This window comes from Cupriavidus sp. 05L310 (assembly GCF_056398185.1).
Genome location: NZ_JBFTOX010000005.1, coordinates 56,440 through 76,676 on the forward strand (window position 1 = coordinate 56,440; position 20,237 = coordinate 76,676).

14 protein-coding genes and 1 riboswitch are annotated in these 20,237 nt (G+C 66.9%); of the genes, 5 read left to right on the forward strand and 9 right to left on the reverse strand.

Features of this window, described 5'->3' with window-relative positions:
• Positions 1–30: 30 nt before the first annotated feature.
• The 3 genes from hpnD to AC1DS6_RS04555 form a co-directional block, all read right to left on the reverse strand.
• Positions 31–879: a presqualene diphosphate synthase HpnD gene (gene hpnD, locus AC1DS6_RS04545; RefSeq protein WP_441632393.1), complete on the reverse strand. Its 849-nt coding sequence runs from the start codon at positions 877–879 to the stop codon at positions 31–33.
• A gap of 223 nt (positions 880–1,102) precedes the next feature.
• Positions 1,103–1,363 (reverse strand): hypothetical protein, encoded by a 261-nt coding sequence (locus tag AC1DS6_RS04550; protein ID WP_441632395.1) that lies wholly within the window; start codon positions 1,361–1,363, stop codon positions 1,103–1,105.
• A 485-nt stretch (positions 1,364–1,848) separates the two neighbouring features.
• Positions 1,849–3,513: an S-layer protein gene (locus AC1DS6_RS04555; protein WP_477102170.1), complete on the reverse strand. Its 1,665-nt coding sequence runs from the start codon at positions 3,511–3,513 to the stop codon at positions 1,849–1,851.
• Positions 3,514–3,846: 333 nt separating this feature from the next.
• Between AC1DS6_RS04555 and AC1DS6_RS04560 the strand changes: the two genes are divergently transcribed.
• On the forward strand, positions 3,847–5,979 hold the full coding sequence (locus AC1DS6_RS04560) for a LamG-like jellyroll fold domain-containing protein (RefSeq protein ID WP_477102171.1): 2,133 nt from the start codon (positions 3,847–3,849) through the stop codon (positions 5,977–5,979).
• A 182-nt stretch (positions 5,980–6,161) separates the two neighbouring features.
• Positions 6,162–6,623, forward strand: a complete 462-nt coding sequence (locus AC1DS6_RS04565; RefSeq protein ID WP_477102172.1) for a YjjA family protein — start codon at positions 6,162–6,164, stop codon at positions 6,621–6,623.
• A gap of 33 nt (positions 6,624–6,656) precedes the next feature.
• On the opposite strand, the gene AC1DS6_RS04570 is transcribed toward AC1DS6_RS04565, so the two are convergent.
• Positions 6,657–8,210: a methyl-accepting chemotaxis protein gene (locus tag AC1DS6_RS04570; RefSeq protein WP_035865338.1), complete on the reverse strand. Its 1,554-nt coding sequence runs from the start codon at positions 8,208–8,210 to the stop codon at positions 6,657–6,659.
• A gap of 296 nt (positions 8,211–8,506) precedes the next feature.
• Positions 8,507–8,762: riboswitch (cobalamin riboswitch) on the forward strand.
• A 124-nt stretch (positions 8,763–8,886) separates the two neighbouring features.
• Between AC1DS6_RS04570 and AC1DS6_RS04575 the strand changes: the two genes are divergently transcribed.
• From AC1DS6_RS04575 to AC1DS6_RS04585, 3 genes are read left to right on the forward strand one after another with little or no spacing between them, the layout of a single operon-like run.
• Positions 8,887–11,133 (forward strand): TonB-dependent receptor, encoded by a 2,247-nt coding sequence (locus AC1DS6_RS04575; protein ID WP_477102173.1) that lies wholly within the window; start codon positions 8,887–8,889, stop codon positions 11,131–11,133.
• Positions 11,134–11,141: 8 nt separating this feature from the next.
• Positions 11,142–12,671, forward strand: coding sequence for a PepSY domain-containing protein (locus AC1DS6_RS04580; RefSeq protein WP_441632406.1), 1,530 nt, complete (start codon positions 11,142–11,144; stop codon positions 12,669–12,671).
• Between the two features lie 52 nt (positions 12,672–12,723).
• Entirely contained in the window at positions 12,724–13,782 is a 1,059-nt protein-coding gene (locus tag AC1DS6_RS04585; RefSeq protein WP_477102174.1) for a HoxN/HupN/NixA family nickel/cobalt transporter, read from the forward strand.
• Positions 13,783–13,899: 117 nt separating this feature from the next.
• Here AC1DS6_RS04585 and AC1DS6_RS04590 read toward each other — a convergent pair whose 3' ends face one another.
• The 5 genes from AC1DS6_RS04590 to cobN form a co-directional block, all read right to left on the reverse strand.
• Positions 13,900–14,217 (reverse strand): HigA family addiction module antitoxin, encoded by a 318-nt coding sequence (locus tag AC1DS6_RS04590; RefSeq protein ID WP_477102175.1) that lies wholly within the window; start codon positions 14,215–14,217, stop codon positions 13,900–13,902.
• Positions 14,218–14,248: 31 nt separating this feature from the next.
• Positions 14,249–14,527, reverse strand: coding sequence for a type II toxin-antitoxin system RelE/ParE family toxin (locus tag AC1DS6_RS04595; RefSeq protein WP_441632412.1), 279 nt, complete (start codon positions 14,525–14,527; stop codon positions 14,249–14,251).
• 168 nt (positions 14,528–14,695) lie between these two features.
• Positions 14,696–15,199 carry a vWA domain-containing protein gene (locus AC1DS6_RS04600; RefSeq protein ID WP_441632414.1) on the reverse strand — a complete coding sequence of 168 codons (504 nt, stop codon included), beginning with the start codon at positions 15,197–15,199 and terminating at the stop codon, positions 14,696–14,698.
• Between the two features lie 158 nt (positions 15,200–15,357).
• A complete protein-coding gene (locus tag AC1DS6_RS04605; protein WP_441632416.1) occupies positions 15,358–16,422 on the reverse strand; it encodes a magnesium chelatase ATPase subunit I in 1,065 nt (354 codons plus the stop codon).
• Positions 16,419–20,234 (reverse strand): cobaltochelatase subunit CobN, encoded by a 3,816-nt coding sequence (gene cobN / locus AC1DS6_RS04610; RefSeq protein ID WP_477102176.1) that lies wholly within the window; start codon positions 20,232–20,234, stop codon positions 16,419–16,421. Before cobN ends, AC1DS6_RS04605 begins: the two co-directional genes overlap by 4 nt.
• Positions 20,235–20,237 lie beyond the last annotated feature (3 nt).

Sequence of the window (20,237 nt, forward strand, 5' to 3'; positions counted from 1 at the left end):
ACGCAATCAGCAATACCTCGCGGGATCGCCTCAGATGAGGCCATGCCGGAGCAGAATCCAGAACAGCCGCGCCCGCGGCACGCGAACGCGCGCGCGCGGATTGGCCCAGCCGCGGGCCAGCAAACGCTGCAGGACTACGTGGTAGACCTCGCCCATGATGCGCGGCGAGCGCACGATCCGGCGAGGACAACCCGCCATGATAGCGAAAGCCTGCGCATAGTACGCCTGAGCCTGCTGCGCCACTTCCGCGCAGGCACGGCCGATGGCGGGATGGCCGACGATAGCTTGCGGCGCGCCGAGCGGCACGCCGGCGGCCGCCAGCGCTTCGGCCGGCAGGTAGACGCGGCCGAGCCCGGCGTCTTCGTCGATATCGCGCAGGATATTGGTGAGCTGCAGCGCGCGGCCGAGGTGATGCGCCAGCGCCACGCCGGTGTCGTGCTCCATGCCGAACACGCGCACTGCGAGCCGCCCTACCGCGCTCGCCACGCGGTCGCAGTACAGGTCAAGGGTAGCGTTGTCCGGTGCGCGGATATCGGCCAGGACGTCCATCGCCATGCCATCGACGACGGCGAGGAAGTCTTCCTGCAGCAATCCGAAGCGCTGGATCTGGGTGGCCAGGCCACGCAGCGCGGCCGGCGGCGCACCGGCATAGCACGCGGCGAGATCCGCGCGCCACGCATCCAGGCCGGCGAGGCGCGCGGCGCGCGGGCCGTCGCCATCGGCGATATCGTCCACGGCGCGGCAAAAGCCATAGATCTCGAACATCGCCTCGCGTTGCGCGGGGGGCAGGATCTTGAGGGCGGTATGGAATGAGCTGCCGGACGAGACGGCATTGCCCGCTGGCGGGACGGTTTGCACTGCGATTTCTGTTCCGGCCACGTAACTCCTCGTCACGCGTTGAACCGCCGTGCTGCTGTGCTGCCTCGCCCTGGCTAGTCGCCGCGGCCAGGCACGCAGCACAAGGCGGCATGTGTTTGGGGTAGTGGGCGATTATACCAAGTCCCGCCATGGGCGCGGCCGGCAGCCGAAGGTGGGTGTTGGCGGGGGGCGCGAGCCGGAGCCGTGCGACAAGAGCAGCAGCGGAACTGCGCGGGCGGCGCGCTTATCGGATACGCCGGCCGGCGAGGCGAAGCTCCATCACAAAAATACCCCGTTCCGGGTCATAGCGGGCAATTTCCGCGCAATTGGCAGCATTTTTTTGATTTTTATCGAATTCACCCGCACCCACCACGGGTAGCGGCGCGGGCTGCACCTGCGACGCCGGGTCGCGCCCCGCTTCGGCGGCGGCCTGCATGCGGCGCAGGTCGGCGAGCACCAGCGGCGAGATACGATCGAGCAGACGGCTGGACCTTAGCTTGTTCATGGCGGCCTTCCCCGGATGGATGTCGCCAGTGTAGGCCGGCGTCCCGGCCGTTGAATGTGCCCTGAGACACGCTCCGGAGCGGATTTCGCGCGATGTCACGCTCCGCGCGGCCAGGCTCTCCGGGGCCAGGCTGCCTTTGAACTGGTGCGCGAGTGGGTTCTGTTGATCGAGGGTGGTCCGCTGGTGTCGCTACGTCTTCTTGCTGACGCTGGGGGTAATGGCCATGGCGATCCGTGTCCTTGCTCCAGGAGGCTACACAAGCGCGCCTGCCATTGCCGGGCAGGCCGCGCCGCTAAGGGCCGGTGCCTTGCGCGTCCGGCCCGCCAGTGAAAGCCGATTCATCGCTGTCGTCAAGACGCGGTGCCGCGTAATCGTGCCGCCGGCATGGCAATGCGCAAAGATCTGAACACTGCAATCGAAAACGTTCAGATCGCATGGTATCGCCATGCCGGTCCAGCGGCTTGCGGCCTTACGTGCCTACGCGCTTACGCGCCGGACGCGACCGTCACGAACACCGGGTTCGAATAGAACCACAGGTCGTTGTAGTTGCGCGCGTTGATGGCATCGAAGCGTGCCGCATTCTCGACCAGGTCGGTCTTGGTGTCGGGCAGCGGGTTGCCGTTCGCGGTTTCTCCCGGCACGTTCAGCCCGAGATTGGTGCCCCGCAGGCGGAAGTACTGGCTCTTGGCCGCGGTGAACGTGTAGGTCACCGTGTTGTAGCCATCCTTGTCCAGCTTCCAGTCGGTCTTGGTGAAGGTTGCGATGACCTTCGTGGAATCATTGGTCTCCTTGCTGTATTCCGGCGTACCAGGCGCGGGGCGACGGGTGACGTCGCCGGCGATCAGGTCGATATGGTCCACGGTCGGCCTGACGTTGACATTGACGCCGCTGTCCAGCGGATACTCGAACCGGTTCCGGTCCGGGCTCTTGAAACGGATCGTGACAGTGACCTTGTCACCCGCCTTGGCCATGAGTTCGCCGCCCATCTCGCGCTTGGTGCTGCCGGCCGCCACATTGAAATCCAGTGCATTGATCAGGTCGCCGAACACCGAGAAGGACTTGCCCGCACGCAGGCTGTCCAGCAAGCCCTTGATGCCGGTGCCTTCCATCCACAGGTAGTTGCGTGCGTATTCGCCCGGGAAGTAGCCGCTGCTGAACTGGCCGCCCGCGGTCTTGAAATGGTGGTCCGAGTTGGCGAGGTTCCAGAAGCGGCGCCCGTCGCCCAGCAGGGCATCCCAGATGCCACCGACTTGTGCCACCACATAGTCCACGCCGCCATAGGTGCGCGACTTCAGGTTGGCATCGATATAGGCGCTGTTGTAGCCGCCGCGATCCGGCTCCATCTGGTTGCCGACCATGCCTTCCACCGCGAACACGATATTCGGCGCGAGGTCGTTCAACTCACGATAGTTGGCGGCGGTGTACTTGCCCGGATTGCGCGACGGGTGGTTGATCAGCGCGTAGCTGCTGTCCGGGTAATTTGTCTTGAGCCAGTTGAAGGCCAGCAGCGCGTCGGCGTGCGTGGTAAAGGCGCGCGGGCCTTTGGCATTCCACGCCGCCACGTCCACCGGATTGAACAGGGTGTCGGCGCGGTTGGTGAAGAAATACTCGAACTCGTTGGCGGCCTTGAGGGCCGGTGCGAGCGCGGGCGAGCCGGAGAAGATGCCCACGTTCATGTGGTCGTGGGTCGGCATGTCCCACTCGAAGGCGGAGAAGATCAGCTTGCCGGGATAGCGGCCGTCAGCCTGCATTTGCTTGACGGCAGGCACTTCGTAGTCCGCCATGCCCTTCGAGAATGCCACCGAGCCGCCAGGGATGGCCGTGCCGGCCGGGTCGCGATCCGAGACGCGCAGGTGGTTCGACAAGGCCATCCAGTCGAGGTTGCTCGCGGTGAACGCCTGGTCGAGCACCGTGGCCAGGGGGCTCTGCGCATCGTTGGACTGGATCGTATGTACATGCAGGTCGCCGGTGGTCCACTTGCCCGTGACTTCCGCGACCGGCGGGGTGACCGGCGCGGCCGGCGCGGCCGGTGCGCCGGGGGTGGCCGGAGTGGCGGGGCTGGATTGGTCGCCGTTGCCGTTGCAACCGTAGAAGCCGCCGGCGATGCATAGCGAGGCGGCCAGGCCGATGATGGATTTGGAGTGACGCATTGGATTTCCCTGGTGACGTTTTACGTATTGACCCGATCTGTCCGCGCGCCCTGGGCCGCCGGGCGATGCGTGTCACTGGCATCACCCCTCGCCCGGACGCACTGGCAAAGATTCTTGTGGGCGCCGATGTTGACGATCGTTAGTGACAGAAAGGTGACGTCGGGAAAACAAATCCTGTTTTTTGGTAAAACGATACACTTAGCCAGCCTAATGTCGCCTCTTCGAGACAAAATTCCAACCTACAGAACAAAAAACAAATGCCTGCGACATCTCTTCATGCGCATGTCATCTCTGCTGGCTAGCTTTGCCGCTTCTTGTTCCACATGGAAAGTCATGACAAAGAAGCACGAAGCCGATGCGCGGCAACAGGTACAGAAGACAACAACCAGCGTGCCGGACGAACGCCGCAGGAGCTTGCTCAGGGCCGGACTGGGTGCGACGCTGCTGCCGGCAGGCGGCAGTGCATTGCTGGCTGCGTGCGGGGGTGGGGGTGGCGACGACGCGCCCGCCGCGCCGAGCACCGGCAGCCCGGCACCGCAGCCACCGGCCGGCCCGCAGCTGGCATCCAATTTCGCGCTGGCGGTACTGCCCGATACGCAGTTCTACTCGCGCTATGCAACGCTGGCGGAGAACGACCAGTTCGGCCGCAAATTCAACAGCGAGCCGTTCCAGGCGCAGACCAACTGGGTCGCGGACAATGCCAAGGCGCTCAACATCCCCTTCCTGATCCATCTCGGCGACGTCGTGGACCAGCAAGGCAAGCCCGAGCAGTGGGTGGTGGCCGACCAGGCCATGAAGGTGCTTGAGAGCGCCAAGATCCCGTATTCGATCCTGGCCGGGAATCACGATGTCATTCTCGACCTCGACTACAGCGGCGGCCCGAACGACACCGGCACCGACACGGAGCGCACGCTGGCCAACGAGCCCTACCTGAAGACGTTCGGCACGGCCCGGGCCAGCAAGCAGGCCACCTTCGGCGGCCGCGACCCGAGCGGCTTCCACGAGTACCACGTGTTCGAAGCCGAAGGGCAGAAGTTCCTGGTGCTCTCGCTATCGTGGCGCGTCTCCGACAACGGCATCGCGTGGGCACGCCAGGTACTGCGCAACAACCCGACGCTGCCAGCCATTCTCGCCAACCACCAGTTGATCAATATCGACAAGGACGGGGTTACACCGCTCGAGGTGCCCTACGGCCTGCTGCTGTGGGAAAAACTGATCAAGGACAACGACCAGATCTTCATGACGCTGAACGGCCACTACCACGGCGCCGCGCGGCTTACCAAGACCAATGTCTACGGCAACGCCGTCGAGGAAATGGTGGTCGACTATCAGATGGCCTACCAGGGCGGCAACGGCCTGATGCGGCTGTACGAATTCGACCTCACCGCCAACCAGATCAAGGTGCTGTCATTCTCGCCGTGGGTGCCGCAAAAGCCCAAGCACACGCTCAATGGCTTCGACCAGGCCGTGCTCGACGCGCCCAACGAGACCTTCACCATCCAGATGGACTTCGCCAAACGCTTTGCGCGCTTCAATCCGGGCTTCAAGGCCGCCACGGCAACGCGTACATCGCTGGCGGACCAGGCCAAGGCGATGATTCTCGCGGGCTTCAAGGAACCTGTGAAGGCCGAACAGAAGCCTGCCAGCAATTCGGAGGACTATCCGCACGTGGCGCAAACCGTGGCGCACTGGCGCTTCTTCGGGGGCGCCGCGGGCAGCGCGGTGCCGGTGGGACAGGTCGTGGCCGACCAGTCCGGCGCCAACCCGCTAAGCCGCGCCGCGCTCAATGTGGACGGCGTGACTGCCGCCCAGCTGGGCGATGTGGTGTGGTCCGACGACCACCACTACCTGTCGGCCGCGCCGGGCAGCGTGCGCTTCCTGAACACCAACAAGAACGCGCCGCTGCGCATGAGCTATTTCGTCACGGGAAGCACGGCACCCATCAATGCCGCCACCCTGGAAAGCGGCTACACCGTCGAAGCTTTCATCAAGATCGACAAGAACTGGAGCGCCGGCAACAACGCGTGGATGAATATCATGACGCGCGACGGCAAACGCGGGAGCCTGGCCGGCTTTACCGGGGGCGACCCCGAGTCGCCGCCGCTGCTGTTCGCCATCTCCAGCCTGCGCGAAGTGCAATGGGAAGTCGTGCCGGTGCTGAGCGGCAGCCGCGACGGCAAGACCAACTGGTCCGGCGAGATCATTGCCGACAAGTGGCTGCACGTGGCCATCGTCAACGACGATGTCAGCCATGAAACCATTCTCTACGTGGAAGGCGCGCCGGTGCTGCGCAATGCCGGCAACGCCCCAGGCCTGGCCACGCTCGCGGCGGACATGCCCTGGGTAATCGGCGGCGGTTCCTGGGACGGTGCGCGCGCCGACGGCTTCTTTGGCAGCATTGGCGAGATCCGCATCGTGGGCAAGGCCCTGCAAGCCGCCGAGTGGCTGACGGCACGCAAGGCCTGAGGCCGGATAGGGGGTGTAGCCGCGGCGTCTCCCGGCGCAGCCTGGCATCGGGGCGGACGGTGGCGGATTGCGCCCCGATTGCACCTGGATTGCACCTGGATTGCGCCCGGATTGCGTGCAATGGCAATCCGGGCACGCACTATAGTGGAAGCTGGTTTCCACCAAGCCGGGAGGATCGCCGCATGAACGCCAGAATCTATCGCAACACAGTCGTGAAGATCCTGATCGCCACGCTGATGCCGGTGGCGGCAGCGCACGCGCAGCTCGGGGACATGCTCAAAGGCGCGACGCAGGGCAACGAGGGCGCCATCGGCGGACTCGGCAGCCTGGGCGGGATGGGCAGCATGCCTTCGCTGCAATCCCTGACGTCCGGCAGCACCGGCAATATCGCCGGCATACTGGAATTCTGCGTCAAGAACAACTATCTCGGCGGCGCCAGCGGCGCCGCTTCCGTCAAGGACAAACTGCTGGGCAAGGTTGAAGGTGGCTCGCCCACCGCCGATAGCGGCTATACCGACGGTGCCAAGGGCATCCTGCACAACAGCGACGGCAAGCAGTTCGACCTGAGCGGCGGCGGCCTCAAGGATCAGGTCACCAGGCAGGTCTGCGACAAGGTCCTCGCCCAGGGCAAGTCGCTGCTGTAAGCAGCGGCTTGCCGCCCCTGCCGGGGCGGATACTCAGGCAGCCAGGCGGAACGCCGACACCGCGTGATGCAGTGCGTCGGCCTGATCTTCCAGCGAAGCGGCGGCGGCGCTCGCCTGCTCCACCAGCGCCGCGTTCTGCTGCGTCATCTGGTCCATCTGCGCGACCGCGCGATTGACCTCTTCGATGCCGGTGCGCTGCTCCGCGGTGGCCGATGCGATGCCATCCATGATGGACGTCACGCGGCTGACCGCGTTGACGATCTCGGCCATGGTCTGGCCAGCCTGCTCGACCAGGGCAGAGCCGCTGTCGACCTGGCCCACCGACTCGACGATCAGCGTCTTGATCTCCTTGGCCGCGCCCGCGCTGCGTTGCGCTAGATTGCGCACTTCCCCCGCCACCACGGCGAAGCCGCGCCCCTGCTCGCCGGCGCGAGCGGCTTCCACCGCGGCGTTCAGCGCCAGGATATTGGTCTGGAAGGCGATGCCGTCGATCACGCCGATGATGTCGTTGATCTTGCGCGAGCTGGCGGTGATGCCGCGCATCTTGTCCACCACCTGGCTCACCACGCTGCCGCCCTGCTGCGCAATCTGCGAGGCGTCGGCCACGTACTGGCTGGCCTCGGTGGCGTTGTCGGCATTCTGGCGCACCGTCGCCGTGATCTGCTCCATGCTGGCCGCGGTCTGCTGCAGCGAGGCAGCCTGCTGCTCGGTACGGCTCGACAGGTCGGTATTGCCGGAGGCAATCTCCTGCGCGGCCGAAGTAATGGATTCGGCCGACTGCTGGATCCCCGAGACCGTGCGCGCGAGCTGGTCGCGCATATGGCCGATCGCGTACATCAGGCTGGCGCGGTCATCCGGGGCGACCGTGACCTGCGCGGTGAGGTCGCCGCCAGCCATGCGCAACGCAAGCGCCGCCGCGGTGGCGGGCTCGCCGCCGACCGAGCGCTGGATGCTGCGGATCAGGAGCGTCGCCACCACGGAAATCACGATGCCGAGCAACACCAGCAGCCCGAGCGACTGATACAGCGAGGTGCGGAATTGCGCCTCCACGTCATCCATATAGGTGCCCGCGACGAGGTCCCAGTTCCACGGCTTGTAGCGTGCCACGTAGCCGACCTTCGGGCTTGGCTGGTCGCTGCCAGGCTTGGGCCACCAGTAGTCCAGATGACCCGAGCCTTCCGCCGAAGCGCCACGCGCCGCGATATCGACGTACAAGGCGTTGCCCTTGGCGTCCTTGAAATCGCGCAGGTTCTTGCCATTGAGCTTGGCGTTGATGGGATGCATCAGCATCACGGAATCCGCGCTGACGATGGTGATGTAGCCGTCCTTGCCATAGCGCTGCGCGGCGATGCGGGCAGTGGCCTGGGCCTTGGCCTCATCCTCGGTCATCTTCCCCTGGCGTGCCTGCTCGGCATAGTCGCGCACCAGGGACAGCGACATATCGACCACGTTGGCCAGTTCGCCACGACGGTCCGCCATCTGCAACTGGCGGGTCTGGAAGGCGTGCATCACGGTCAGCAGGAGCAGACCTAGCCAGGCCAGCACGAGAGGGATCCACAGCTTTTTTCGCAAGGTCAGTTGATTCATGAAGTTCGCTTTTTCTAGGCAAGTACCAGCGATGCGGGAGACACGCGGCATCTCCGGGATATCGGAACGGCTTGCGCCTTCTTTAGCGTCAACTGGGGAAAGCCCGCAAGAAAAAAGCAAGAAGCGGCATCTATATCGTACAAAGCACCACAGTGAAGAGAGATCCCGTCGTGACGAGGACGCCGGCACTCTCATGGTGCATTGCCGGCCACCCGAATATGCCTGTCAAAAACCACTGGAATGCGGCTACAATCCGCCTCGCATTCGGATTCACTGTTGCAAGTGAATTGCAATTGGAATGCAAATGGTTCGAAGGTGCCCTCGCGCGCGTCAAGCGGCGGGGGTTAAACGGGAAACAGGTGCGCCACGGCCAGGCCGCGGCAAATCCTGTGCTGCCCCCGCAACGGTCAGCAGGTACAAAGGTGTCACGCCGCGCCCGTAGGCAGCGGCAGCCACTGCGCATCGATGCGTGGGAAGGCGGCACCCCGGACGCGCCCCAGTGGCAGGCGTCCCCCTGCGAGCCCGGATACCGGCCTTCGACCGATCACCGAGGCTGCGGACGGGCGGCCAGGCGTGAGGCGGCTGGCCATGGGCCCGCCGCCACTGCGCGCTCGTCCGTGGCTTCTTCGTTCATTGCCGCCAGGCGGGGTCGCCTGCGGCCAACGATGGAAAGTCCATGTCCGCGCGCCCTCGCATTGCCCGCACCCCCCTGCCGGGCTCCTCCAGGCACCTTTTCACTCCCGCCCCGCGCAAGCTGGCGCACCACTGCGCGCTCGCGCTCTCGCTCGGGGCCTTTGCCACGCTGGGCACGGACGCGGCCTGGGCCGCGGACGATACGCCAGCCTCGGAGCGCTCCCAGCCGTCTCGGAAAGACACCACGGTGCTACCGGCGGTGATGGTCACCGGTGACTCGCAGTTGCCAGGGCTGGCACTGTCGGAGCCCACGGGCACGGGCAGCCGGCTTGGCCTGACCCCGCTGGAAACGCCTGCCAGCGTCGAGGTGCTGTCCGGCGAGACGATACGCGAGCGCGGCGACCAGTCGGTGCGCGAAGCCGTTACCCGCACCACCGGCATAACCTCCAACGGCGCCCCCGGCAACGGCGGCACGTCGCTCACGGCGCGCGGCTTCTCCGGACAAGGCTCGGTGATGCAGCTGTACGACGGCACACGGCTCTACGTCGCCTCCGGCACCGTGACCTTCCCCTTCGACACCTGGTCGGCGGACCGCATCGAAGTCCTGCGCGGCGCGGCCTCGGTCATGTACGGCGAGGGCGCGATCGGCGGCGTGGTCAACGTGATCCCCAAGAAGCCGCTGCGCGCGCCGATCGCCAACGAGCTGCAGCTCACCGGCGGCACCCAGCGCACCGCGCGCGCCGCCTTCGACAGCGGCGGCGCGGTCAACGAGAATCTCTCGTACCGCTTCAATGCCAACTACGCGCGCTCCGGCGGCTGGGTGGACCGGGGCGATTCGCGCAGCCTGGCGGTGTCGGCCGCGGTGCGGCTCGACGTATCGCCGGAGTTCAATATGACGCTGTCCTATGACGACGGCGACCAGCACCCGATGCAATACCTGGGCACGCCGCTGGTCAGCGGCAGCCTGGACACCTCCCTGCGCAAGAAGAACTACAACGTCGGCGATGCCGAGATCACCTACCGCGACCGCTGGACCCGGCTCGCCGCGCAATGGCAGCCCAATGAACGAGTGACGGTGCGCAACCAGTTCTACTACCTCACCAGCCAGCGCCACTGGCGCGATGCCGAGTCCTATACCTTCCTGCCGGCAACCGGCCAGGTGCGCCGCACCGACTACCTGGAAATCCTGCACAACCAGGAGCAGGTGGGCGACCGCGCCGACCTGAAGATCGACGGGCAGCTGTTCGGCATGGCCAATACCGCCCTGGTGGGATTCGACGTCAACCGGATCAACTTCACCCACAGCAACAACTCGCCCTACGGCGGTACCTCCACCGTGAATGCCTACCAGTTCGATCCGGGCCAGTTCTTCAGCCCGCCGGGCATCGTCACGTCGCCGCGCTTCCGTACCCACACCACGCAATACGCGCTGTTTGGCGAAGACCGCCTCAAGCTGACTCGGCAATGGTCGGTGATCGGCGGCGTGCGGCTCGACCATGCCGAACTGGAGCGCGGCAACCTGGTCTCCGGCGACGACTGGACCCGCAGCTTCAACAACGTCACCTGGCGCGCGGGCACGGTCTACGAATTCACACCCGCCTTTTCCGTCTACGCGCAGTACGCCACGGCCACCGACCCCCTTGGCGCACTGATCACCACCTCGGATGCGCAAAAGGACTTCAAGCTCGCTACCGGCAGGCAGATCGAAGCCGGGGTCAAGCAGTCGTTCTGGAACCAGCGCGGCGAGTGGACCTTTGCCGCCTACCAGATCGTCAAGAAGAACCTCCTCACGCGCAATGCCGGCAACCCGGCGCTCTCGGTGCAGGTAGGCGAGCAGTCCTCGCGCGGGCTGGAAGCCTCGGTCAGCGTGGAACTGATGCGCGGCCTGCGCGTGGATGCCAACGGCACCTTGCTGCGGGCCCGGTACGACGACTTCACCGAAAGCGTGAACGGCGCCCTGGTCTCGCGCAACGGCAACGTGCCGACGAACGTGCCGCAGCAGGCGGCCAACCTGTGGCTGACCTGGGCCTTCGCGCCGCGGTGGCAGGCCGGCGGCGGCCTGCGCTACGTGGGCAAGCGTTATACCAACAATGCCAACACGACGGCCATGCCGTCGTACACGGTGGTCGATGCCTCGCTGCAATGGCGCATATCGCGCAAGACGGCGCTGACACTGCGGGTCTACAACCTGTTCAATCGCGACTACGCCGAATCGTCCGGCAACAGCGGCGCCCAGTGGCTGCTGGGACGGCCGCGCGCCGCTGAGCTGTCGGCCAATTTCTACTTCTAGGCCAGGCCATGGCGAGCACGCCCCTGTCCTGGCGCGAGTCCTGCTGGCGCTTCACGCGCCGCTGGCTCTATCTGGTGCACCGCTGGGCCGGCATCGCCGGCTGCCTGCTGATCGCCATGTGGTTCCTGTCGGGACTGGTCATGATGTATGTGGCCTTTCCCGCGCTGACCGACGCCGAGCGCCTCGCGGGGCTGCCGCCGCTGGACGTGGCCACGGTGCGGGTCTCGCCCGATGCGGCGATGGCCGGCGCAGGCCTCGCCCGCTTTCCGCGCAGCCTGCGCCTGGAAATGATGGGCGCGCACCCCGTCTATCGCATGGTCGACTGGAACGGGAAGCCACACACCGTGTCCGCGCGCAACGCGGCCCGCATCGAACAGGTGGATGCCCCCGCCGCGCAAGAGATCGCCCGGCGCTTCTCCGGCGCCGCCGGCGCGCGCTGGATCGAGACCGCCGAGCGGGACCAGTGGACCGTGCCCAACGGACTGAATCCCTGGCGCCCGCTGCACCGCATTGCGCTGGACGATGCCGCCGGCACCGAGCTGTATGTCTCCGCGCGCACCGGCGAAGTCATGCGCGACACGAACCGCAACGAGCGATTCTGGAACTGGCTTGGCGCGGTCCCGCACTGGCTTTACTTCACGCCGGTGCGGGCCGATCCGCCGCTGTGGCGGCAGGTGGTGCTGTGGACATCCGGCGTCTGCATCGCCGTGGCGATCAGCGGCATCTGGATCGGCTGGCTGCGCCTGCGCGTGCGCCGCCGCTTTGCGCATGGCAGCGCCGGCGGCACCTCGCCCTATCACGGCTGGATGGCCTGGCACCATATCGCCGGCCTGGCCGGTTCGCTGTTCCTGCTGGCCTGGCTGGCAAGCGGCTGGCTATCGGTCAATCCCAACCAGTGGTTTCCGGGGCGCGCGTTTGCGCAGCCCGCGCTGGAGCGCTATGCGGGCGAAGTCCTGCCGCGCTTTCCCGCCAGGGACGCCACGGCGCTTGCGGGGATGCCGCCTGGCACCGGCGCGCCCCCGCGGGAAATCAAGATGGCCTGGCAGGCCGGATTGCCGGTCTTGCTGGTGGCGCGGGCCGCTGCCGGCGCCGCGGTCACGACGCAGGCTTACCGTGCCGACACCGGGGCGCCGCTTGCGATCTCCGCCGGGGCGCTCGCGCAGGCTGCCGCCCGGCTGGTGCCGGACGCGGCTGTCGCTGGCAGCGACCTGCTGCAACAAGACGACGCCTACTGGTACAGCCACCACCAGCCGCGCAAGCTGCCGGTGCTGCGCGTGCGCTTTGACGATGCCGCCGAAACCTGGGCGTATATCGATCCCGACAACGGCAACCTGCTCGGCCGCAGCGACAGCAGCCGGCGCGCCTACCGGTGGTTGTTCAATGCCGCGCATAGCTGGGATCTCGGCTGGCTGCTGCGGCATCGCCCCGCCTGGGACCTGGCGGTCTGGCTGCTTTCGATCGTCGGGCTGGCAGGCGCTGTCAGCGGCGTGGTGATCGGCTGGCGCAGGTTGTTTCGCAGGCGCCGCCGCCGGGCATGAATCCCGGCGGTCGCCCATTTACCCAACATTCCGGACCGTTCACGGAGCCCCCATGTTTCGCTTCCTCGCCAGCATCTTCAACGACCAGGACGCCGACGTGCGCCGCAAGGTCATTGCGCTCTATGTCTTCCTGATCGCCGCCAACGCCGGGGCGTGGGTGTGGGCGCTGGTGGCGTTCCGCGAGCACCCCATGCTGCTGGCCTCGGCGGTCCTGGCCTACACGCTCGGCCTGCGCCACGCCGTCGATGCCGACCATATCGCAGCCATCGACAACGTCACGCGCAAGCTGATGCAGGAAGGCAAGCGCCCGGTGACGGTCGGCTTCTTCTTCTCGCTCGGCCATTCCACCGTGGTCACGCTGATGTCGATCGGCATCGCCGTTGCCGCCGCCGCGCTGCAAACGCGCTTTGCGGACATGAAAGCCGTGGGCGGCATGATCGGCACCAGCGTGTCCGCGCTGTTCCTGTTCCTGCTGGCCTTCTTCAACCTGCTGATCCTGATCTCCGTGTGGCGCGCCTTCCGGGCGGTCAAGCGCGGCGAGGCGCTCAAGGAGCAGGACCTGGACCTGCTGCTGAACAACCGCGGCGTGCTGTCGCGGCTGTTCCGCCCGCTGTTCCGGCTGGCCAGCCGCAGCTGGCACCTGTTCCCGATGGGGCTGCTGTTCGGCCTCGGCTTCGATACCGCCACCGAGGTGGCGCTGTTCGGGCTATCGGCGGCGGAGGCGGCAAAAGGCGTGCCGTTCTGGACCATCATGGTGTTCCCCGCGCTGTTCACCGCCGGCATGTCGCTGGTGGACACCACCGACGGCATCCTGATGCTGGGCGCCTACGGCTGGGCCTTCACCAAGCCGATCCGCAAGCTCTACTACAACATGACCATCACGCTGGTATCGGTGATCGTCGCGGTAGTGATCGGTGGCATCGAAGCGCTCGGACTAATCGCCGACAAGCTCGGGCTGGAAGGCGGCCTGTGGGACGTGATCGGGGAGCTGAACGAACATTTCGGCATGCTCGGCTATGTGATCATCGGCGTGTTCGTGCTGAGCTGGCTGATCTCGATGGTGGTGTACCGGGTCCGGCGCTACGATGAGATCAAGGTGCGGATGGGGTGAGGTCTGGCGAGGCGGACCTGCGCCGCTCGCTGAAATGGGAACCACATCGGCGCCCTTGCTCAAGCCATTGAGCGAGTGTGGCCGGAGCGGAACTTATATGGGCTTCCCGCCGGTGCCCTATGCGCAGGACGGCTCCGCTTCGTCCATGACCGGACGAGCAATCGGCTTGATGTGTTTCCGGGGCTTCTGCGCGGCCATCCAGAGGTCGTAGGCCGTCTGCATACCGCACCACATCTCGCGGCTGGCACCCAACGCTTCTTCCAGGCGAATGGCAATATCGGGCGTAATTGCCGCATGGCCGTTCACGATACGGGAGAGCGTGGCACGCGTCACTTCGATGTGCTCGGCGAACGCCGTGATCGTCATGTCGTCGAGGCCCGCCAGCCATTCAGCGAGGACCGTGCCGGGATGCGGAGGCTTGTGCATCCGAGTCATGATGGGCTCCTTGATGTCAGTACTTTGAGGGTCAGTGGTAGTCGCGGTAGTCCACAACCAGCGCATCACCATCCTCGAATCTGAAGGTAATGCGCCAATTCCCATTGACGCTGATTGACCAGTGTCCGGCCATGCGGCCTTTGAGTTCGTGCAATCTCCAACTGGGCACGCCCATGTCCTCCGGCTTGATGGCGTGGTCTAAAGCACCAAGCTGTATCCGAAGTTTCTCGGCATGCCGAGGCTGAATCCCGGCTTTCGATCCGGTCTCGAAGAATCGCTGCAGGCCGGAGTGAGCGAAGCTTTTGCTCATTGCAAAATCATGAGAAATGTATAGCCTGACTATACGAATGACAAGCCTGACGCCAACGCCCAAGGCCGCCATCCAGGCCACCGAGTGTACGTTTCGCTTTCACGCTCATGATCCGGCGGAGGAAATGGCATCCTACACCACACTGTATAAACATACAGTGCTGGTATCTCACCCGATCAACGCATCCGCCACCAGATACTCTCCCTCCCACCTCTGCGCCAAATGCCGGCAACGCCCCAACGCCACCGCCTGCCGCTCGAAATCCACCACCATCACCGCATCTGCCCCATGCGGACGCGGCGGCTGCTCCATGCTGCGGCCATCGCTTAGCAGCCACAACCAGCGCTGCTGCGCCGGACGGCGGTGCGCAGCCTGCGCCAGCAGCTGGCCGGCACGCTCCATGCCAAGCGCCAGCGGCGTACCGCCGCCACCGGCAATCGGGCGGATCCAGGCTTCGCTCCACGGACGGGCCCGCGCTGGCTGCAGGCGCACCTCCGCCCGGCCTCCGGCGAAGCACACCAGCGCCACTTCGGCGCGCGCCTGGTAGGCGCGCTCCAGCAAGCGCAGGAGCACGCCTTTCGCAAGCGCCAATTGGCGGCCATGGAGCATCGATGCCGAGCAGTCGAGCACGAAACAATGCAACACGCCGGCATGTGCCTGCTGGGTTCGCATGCGGAGGTGGCCGGCGGCCAGCGGTTCGGTGCGCTTGGCCGCGAGCGTGCGCGGCCAGTGGATGCGCAGGCCTGCCGGGAGGCCTCGGGGAGAGGCGAAACGGGGTGCCTGCCACCGGTTGCCGCCTTGCCCGGAATCGGCGGCGGCCTGCCGGTGGCTCAGGCTTTTTTTGCGGGCAGCGGCCTCACGGATTTGACGGCGGCGATGCCCGTCGTGCTGGCCGCCGACGGCGGCGGAAGCGCTCCCCAGGGGTTGCCGGCGCCCGCCGCGCCGGTATCTGCCCTATCGCCCCCGCCATCGCTGGCACGGCTGGATTCCCCGGCATCGCTGGCATCGCCATGCCTGTCGGCATCGGGCGCCGCCTGGCGCCGATGGTGCAGCACCAGTTCCGCGACGGCATCCACATGCGCCGGCACCACCGCCGCATCGCATTGCAGGGCCGCCAGCGCGCGCGCCGCGCGCAGCATCACCAGGTCGGCGCGCACGCCGTCGACGGCAGCGGCCAGGCACAGCGCGCTGACATGCTCGTGCACGGCATCGCTGAACGATAGCGACGGCAGCGCCGCGCGCGCCAGCCGCACCTGCCGCGTCAGCGTGTCCTGCTCGGCGGCAAAGCGCGCGCGCAGCGCCCCGGGATCGCTGTCGAACGCCAGCCGCGCCTTGACGATGGCCTGGCGCTGCGCGGGATCGGTGCAGTTCTCCAGCGCCAGCGCCAGACCGAAGCGGTCCAGAAGTTGCGGACGCAACTCGCCCTCCTCCGGGTTCATGGTGCCGACCAGCACGAAGCGCGCCTCGTGCTGGTGCGACACGCCGTCGCGCTCCACCACGTTGACGCCGCTGGCGGCTACATCGAGCAACTGGTCGACCAGGTGATCCTGCAGCAGGTTCACCTCGTCCACGTACAACACCCCCTGGTGCGCTCGCGCCAGCAGGCCGGGCGCGAAGCGTACCTCGTTCTGCTGCAGCACATGGCCTAGGTCAAGCGTGCCGGTCAGTTGCTCTTCGCTGGCGCCCAGCGGCAGCGTGACGAACTGGCCCTCTGGCAGCAGTTCGGCCAGCGCGCGCGCGGCGGTCGACTTGGCCGTGCCGCGCGGGCCGCTGACCAGTACGCCGCCGATGCCGGGGTCCACCGCGGCGAGCAGCAGCGCTTGCCGCAGACGCTGCTGCCCCACCAGGGCACTGAAGGGAAACGGCACGCGCAGGAGCCGGGCGGTCGCATTCATGAGGGCATTCCTTCAAGCGCCTGCTCGCTGTCGAGCAGGTGTTGTTCCAATTGGGCGCGGCGTGCGCCCGGCTCCTGCCACAGGCCACGTTGCACCGCTTCGAGCAAGCGCTCGCAGATGGCGTGCAGCGCGCGCGGATTGTGCTGCCGCAGGAAGGCGCGGGTGTCCGCGTCGTTCACATAGGCATCGGTCACCAGGGCGTACTGGTGGTCGGCCACCACGCGCGTGGTGGCATCGAATCCGAACAGGTAGTCCACGGTGGCGGCCATCTCGAAGGCGCCCTTGTAGCCATGCCGCTTGACGCCGTCGATCCACTTGGGATTGACCACGCGCGCGCGGATCACGCGGCTGATTTCTTCCTGCAGGGTACGGATGCGCGGCGCCGCCGGATTGCTGTGATCGCCGTGATAGATGGCCGGCTGGGCACCGCCGAACGCGCGCGCGGCGGCCACCATGCCGCCCTGGAACTGGTAGTAATCGTTGGCGTCGAGCAGGTCGTGCTCGCGGTTGTCCTGGTTCTGCACCACCGCATCCAGGCTGGCCAGCCGTTCGGCAAAGCTGGCGCGCGCTTCGACGCCATCCGTGCCCTGTCCGTAGGCGTAGCCGCCGGCATGCAGGTAAGCCTGGGCGAGATCGTGGTCGTCCTGCCAGTTGCGGCTTTCGATCAGATCCTGCAGGCCCGTGCCGTATCCGCCCGGCCGCGCGCCGAACACGCGCCAGCCCGCGCGGCGGCGCGCCTCGGCGGCCGGCACGCCCTGCGCTTCCAGCCGCGCTCGCTCGCTTTGCACGCGTGCTCGCACCGGGTTGAGTTCGGCCGGCTCGTCCAGTTCGGCCACCGCCTGCACGGCGGCATCGAACAGGCGCATGACGTTGGCGAAGGCATCGCGGAAAAAACCCGACACGCGCAAGGTCACATCAATGCGCGGGCGGTCGAAGATCGTCATCGGCAGGATCTCGAAATCGGTCACGCGGTAGCTGCCGGGCGCCCACTTCGGCCGCACGCCCAGCAAGGCGAACGCTTGCGCGATGTCGTCGCCGCCGCTGCGCATGGTGGCGGTGCCCCATACGGAAAGCCCGATCGACTGCGGATATTCGCCGTGCTCCTGCAAGTGGCGCTCGATCAGCTGGCTGGCGGACTTCAGGCCCAGCGTCCAGGCCGTGCGGGTGGGCACCGCGCGCGTATCGACCGAGTAGAAATTGCGCCCGGTAGGCAGTACATCGGGCCGTCCGCGCGAAGGCGCGCCGCTGGGGCCGGGCGGGACGAAGCGCCCGGCCAGCCCGCGCGACAGTTGCAGCATTTCCTGCGGGCCGCAGGCATCCAGGCGCGGCATCACGTCCCGCTGCAGGCGTGCCAGCACGGCAGCGGTCCGCGGCAGGGAACGCGCCATGCCGTCACCGGCGTCCGCCGCGTCAAGCAATGCCGTGGCCAACATCTCCAGCCGCTCGCGCGTATCGCCATGATGGCGCCACGGCCCCGCGTCGAGCGCCGCCATTTGCGCCGGACGCGGCCCTTCCCATGGCGCGGACCAGTCGGCATCGAGCGGATCGAAGCCGCCGCCCAGCGCCAGGTCGGCGGCCAGCGCCGTCAGCAAGCTGGCCTGCGCGCCCTTGCCGTCGCCCACCGGAAAGCGCCCGAGCGCGAGCAGCGTGTCGCGCCGCTGGCGGCCCGCCGGCGACACGCCGAAAACATGCAGGCCATCGCGGATCTGCGATTCCTTCAGCTCGCACAGGTAAGCGTCGGTGCGGTTGAGCAGCGCGTCCTCGCCATCGCTGTCGGCGGGGGCATCCAGCCCGAGCTCGCGATGCAGTTGCTGGTCGACGATCAGCGTCAGGATGGCCTTGCGCAGCAGCCGCGCGCGGCGCGGGTCCACCGCCAGCGCCTCGTAGTATTCGTCGACCTGGCGCTCCAGGTCTTGCAGCGGGCCGTAGTTCTCGGCGCGCGTGAGCGGCGGCATCAGGTGGTCGATGATGACGGCCTGCGCGCGCCGCTTGGCCTGCGCGCCCTCGCCCGGGTCGTTGACGATAAAGGGATAGAGATGCGGCAGCGGCCCCAGGATGGCATCCGGCCAGCAGCTGTCGGCCAGCGCCACGCTCTTGCCGGGCAGCCACTCCAGGTTGCCATGCTTGCCCACATGGACGATGGCATCGGCGCCGAAACTGTGGCGCAGCCAGAAATAGAAGGCCAGGTAGCCGTGCGGCGGCACCAGATCGGCATCGTGGTAGCTGGCATAGCCCTGGGTGCCCGCTTCGCCGGGCAGCGCGTACGCGCGGGCCGGCTGCAGCCCCACGAACAAATGGCCGCTGCGCACGCCGGCGATCATGAAACGGCCTTCGCGCACCATCGGATCCTGTTCCGGGCGGCCCCAGCGTTCGGCAATGGCGCGCCGGTTCTCTTCCGGCAGGGCGGCCAGTTGCCGCAGGTAGTCCGCCATCGGCAGGCTCTGGAAAGCCGGCCGCAGGTCGCGTTGCGCCAGGTCGTTGGTGATGCCCCGGGTCAGCCCGCGCATCAGGTCGTCGCCGTCCGCCGGCAAGCCTTCGCAGTGGTACCCCTGTTCGCGCAGCATGGCGAGAATACCCACGGCCGAGGCGGGCGTATCCAGGCCCACGCCGTTGCCGATGCGCCCTTCGTTGGCCGGATAGTTGGCCAGCACCAGCGCTACGCGCTTGTCCGCATTGCCGAGCTGCCGCAGGCGGCACCAGCGGCGGGCCAGCTCGGCCACGAAGGCGATGCGCTCCGCGTCAGGCTGGTAGCGCACCACGTCGACCTCGGTGTAAGGACAGCGATAGGCCAGTCCCTTGAAGCTGACCGCGCGCGTGATGATGCGGCCATCGACCTCGGGCATGGCGATATGCATGGCGACATCGCGCGCCCCGAGTCCCTGGCTGTCGCGCAGCCAGTCCTCGCGGTTGCCGCCGCTCAGGATGACCTGCAGCACGGGCGCATCGCCGGCAAGTTGCGGCGATTCGGGCGCATCGAGCGAGGAAACCGCGAACGCCGTCGTGTTGAGCACCAGCGCCGCGCCGTGCTCCGCGCACAAGTGCTGCATGACGTCGCGGCACAGCGTGTCCTTGAGCGAACTGACCGCCAGCGGCAGCGGGCGCATGCCCTCGGCGCGCAAGGCCGCGATCAGGGCATCGAACACGGCCGTGTTGCCGGCCTGCAGGTGCGAGCGGTAAAAGACCAGCGCCACCACCGGCCCGTCCGGATGGCCGTCACGCTCCCATTCGCGCTGCCAGTCCGCCGCCGTGGCCACGCCGTGCGCCGGATGATAGATCGCTGCCTGCGGCAGCACGCGCGGCTGCAATGCCGGCTCGCCCCAGCCAAAGGCATGGTGCGCGAGGCAGCGGAAGAACTGTTCCGCGTTGTCCGCGCCGCCTTCGCGCAGGTAGCGCCACAGGTTGCTGGCCAGCGCTTGCGGCGCATTGCTGCGCGCAAGCAGGTTGGCATCTTCGGCCAGGTCGCCAGAGAACATCACCAGCAACTGGCCGCGCGCGCGCGCCAGTTCGGACAGCCGCTCCAGGCCGTAAGCCCAGTCGCTATCGCCGCCGAGATGATCGACCACCACCACCCGCGCGTGCTGCAGCACATCGTCGACGTACATGTCGAGCGAGGCCGGCTGGCGCAGGTACATCTGGTTGGCCAGCCGCACCGTGGGGAAGTCCGCGCCCAGGCGCGGAAAGACGCCGGCCAGCAGCGACAGCGTGGTATCCGCCGCGCTCAGCACCACGATCTCGGCCGGGCTCTGCTCGATGCGCACCACGCCGGCGTTATCGTCGACGAAGCCGCCCGGGCGGGTGGAAAGCAGATGCATCGG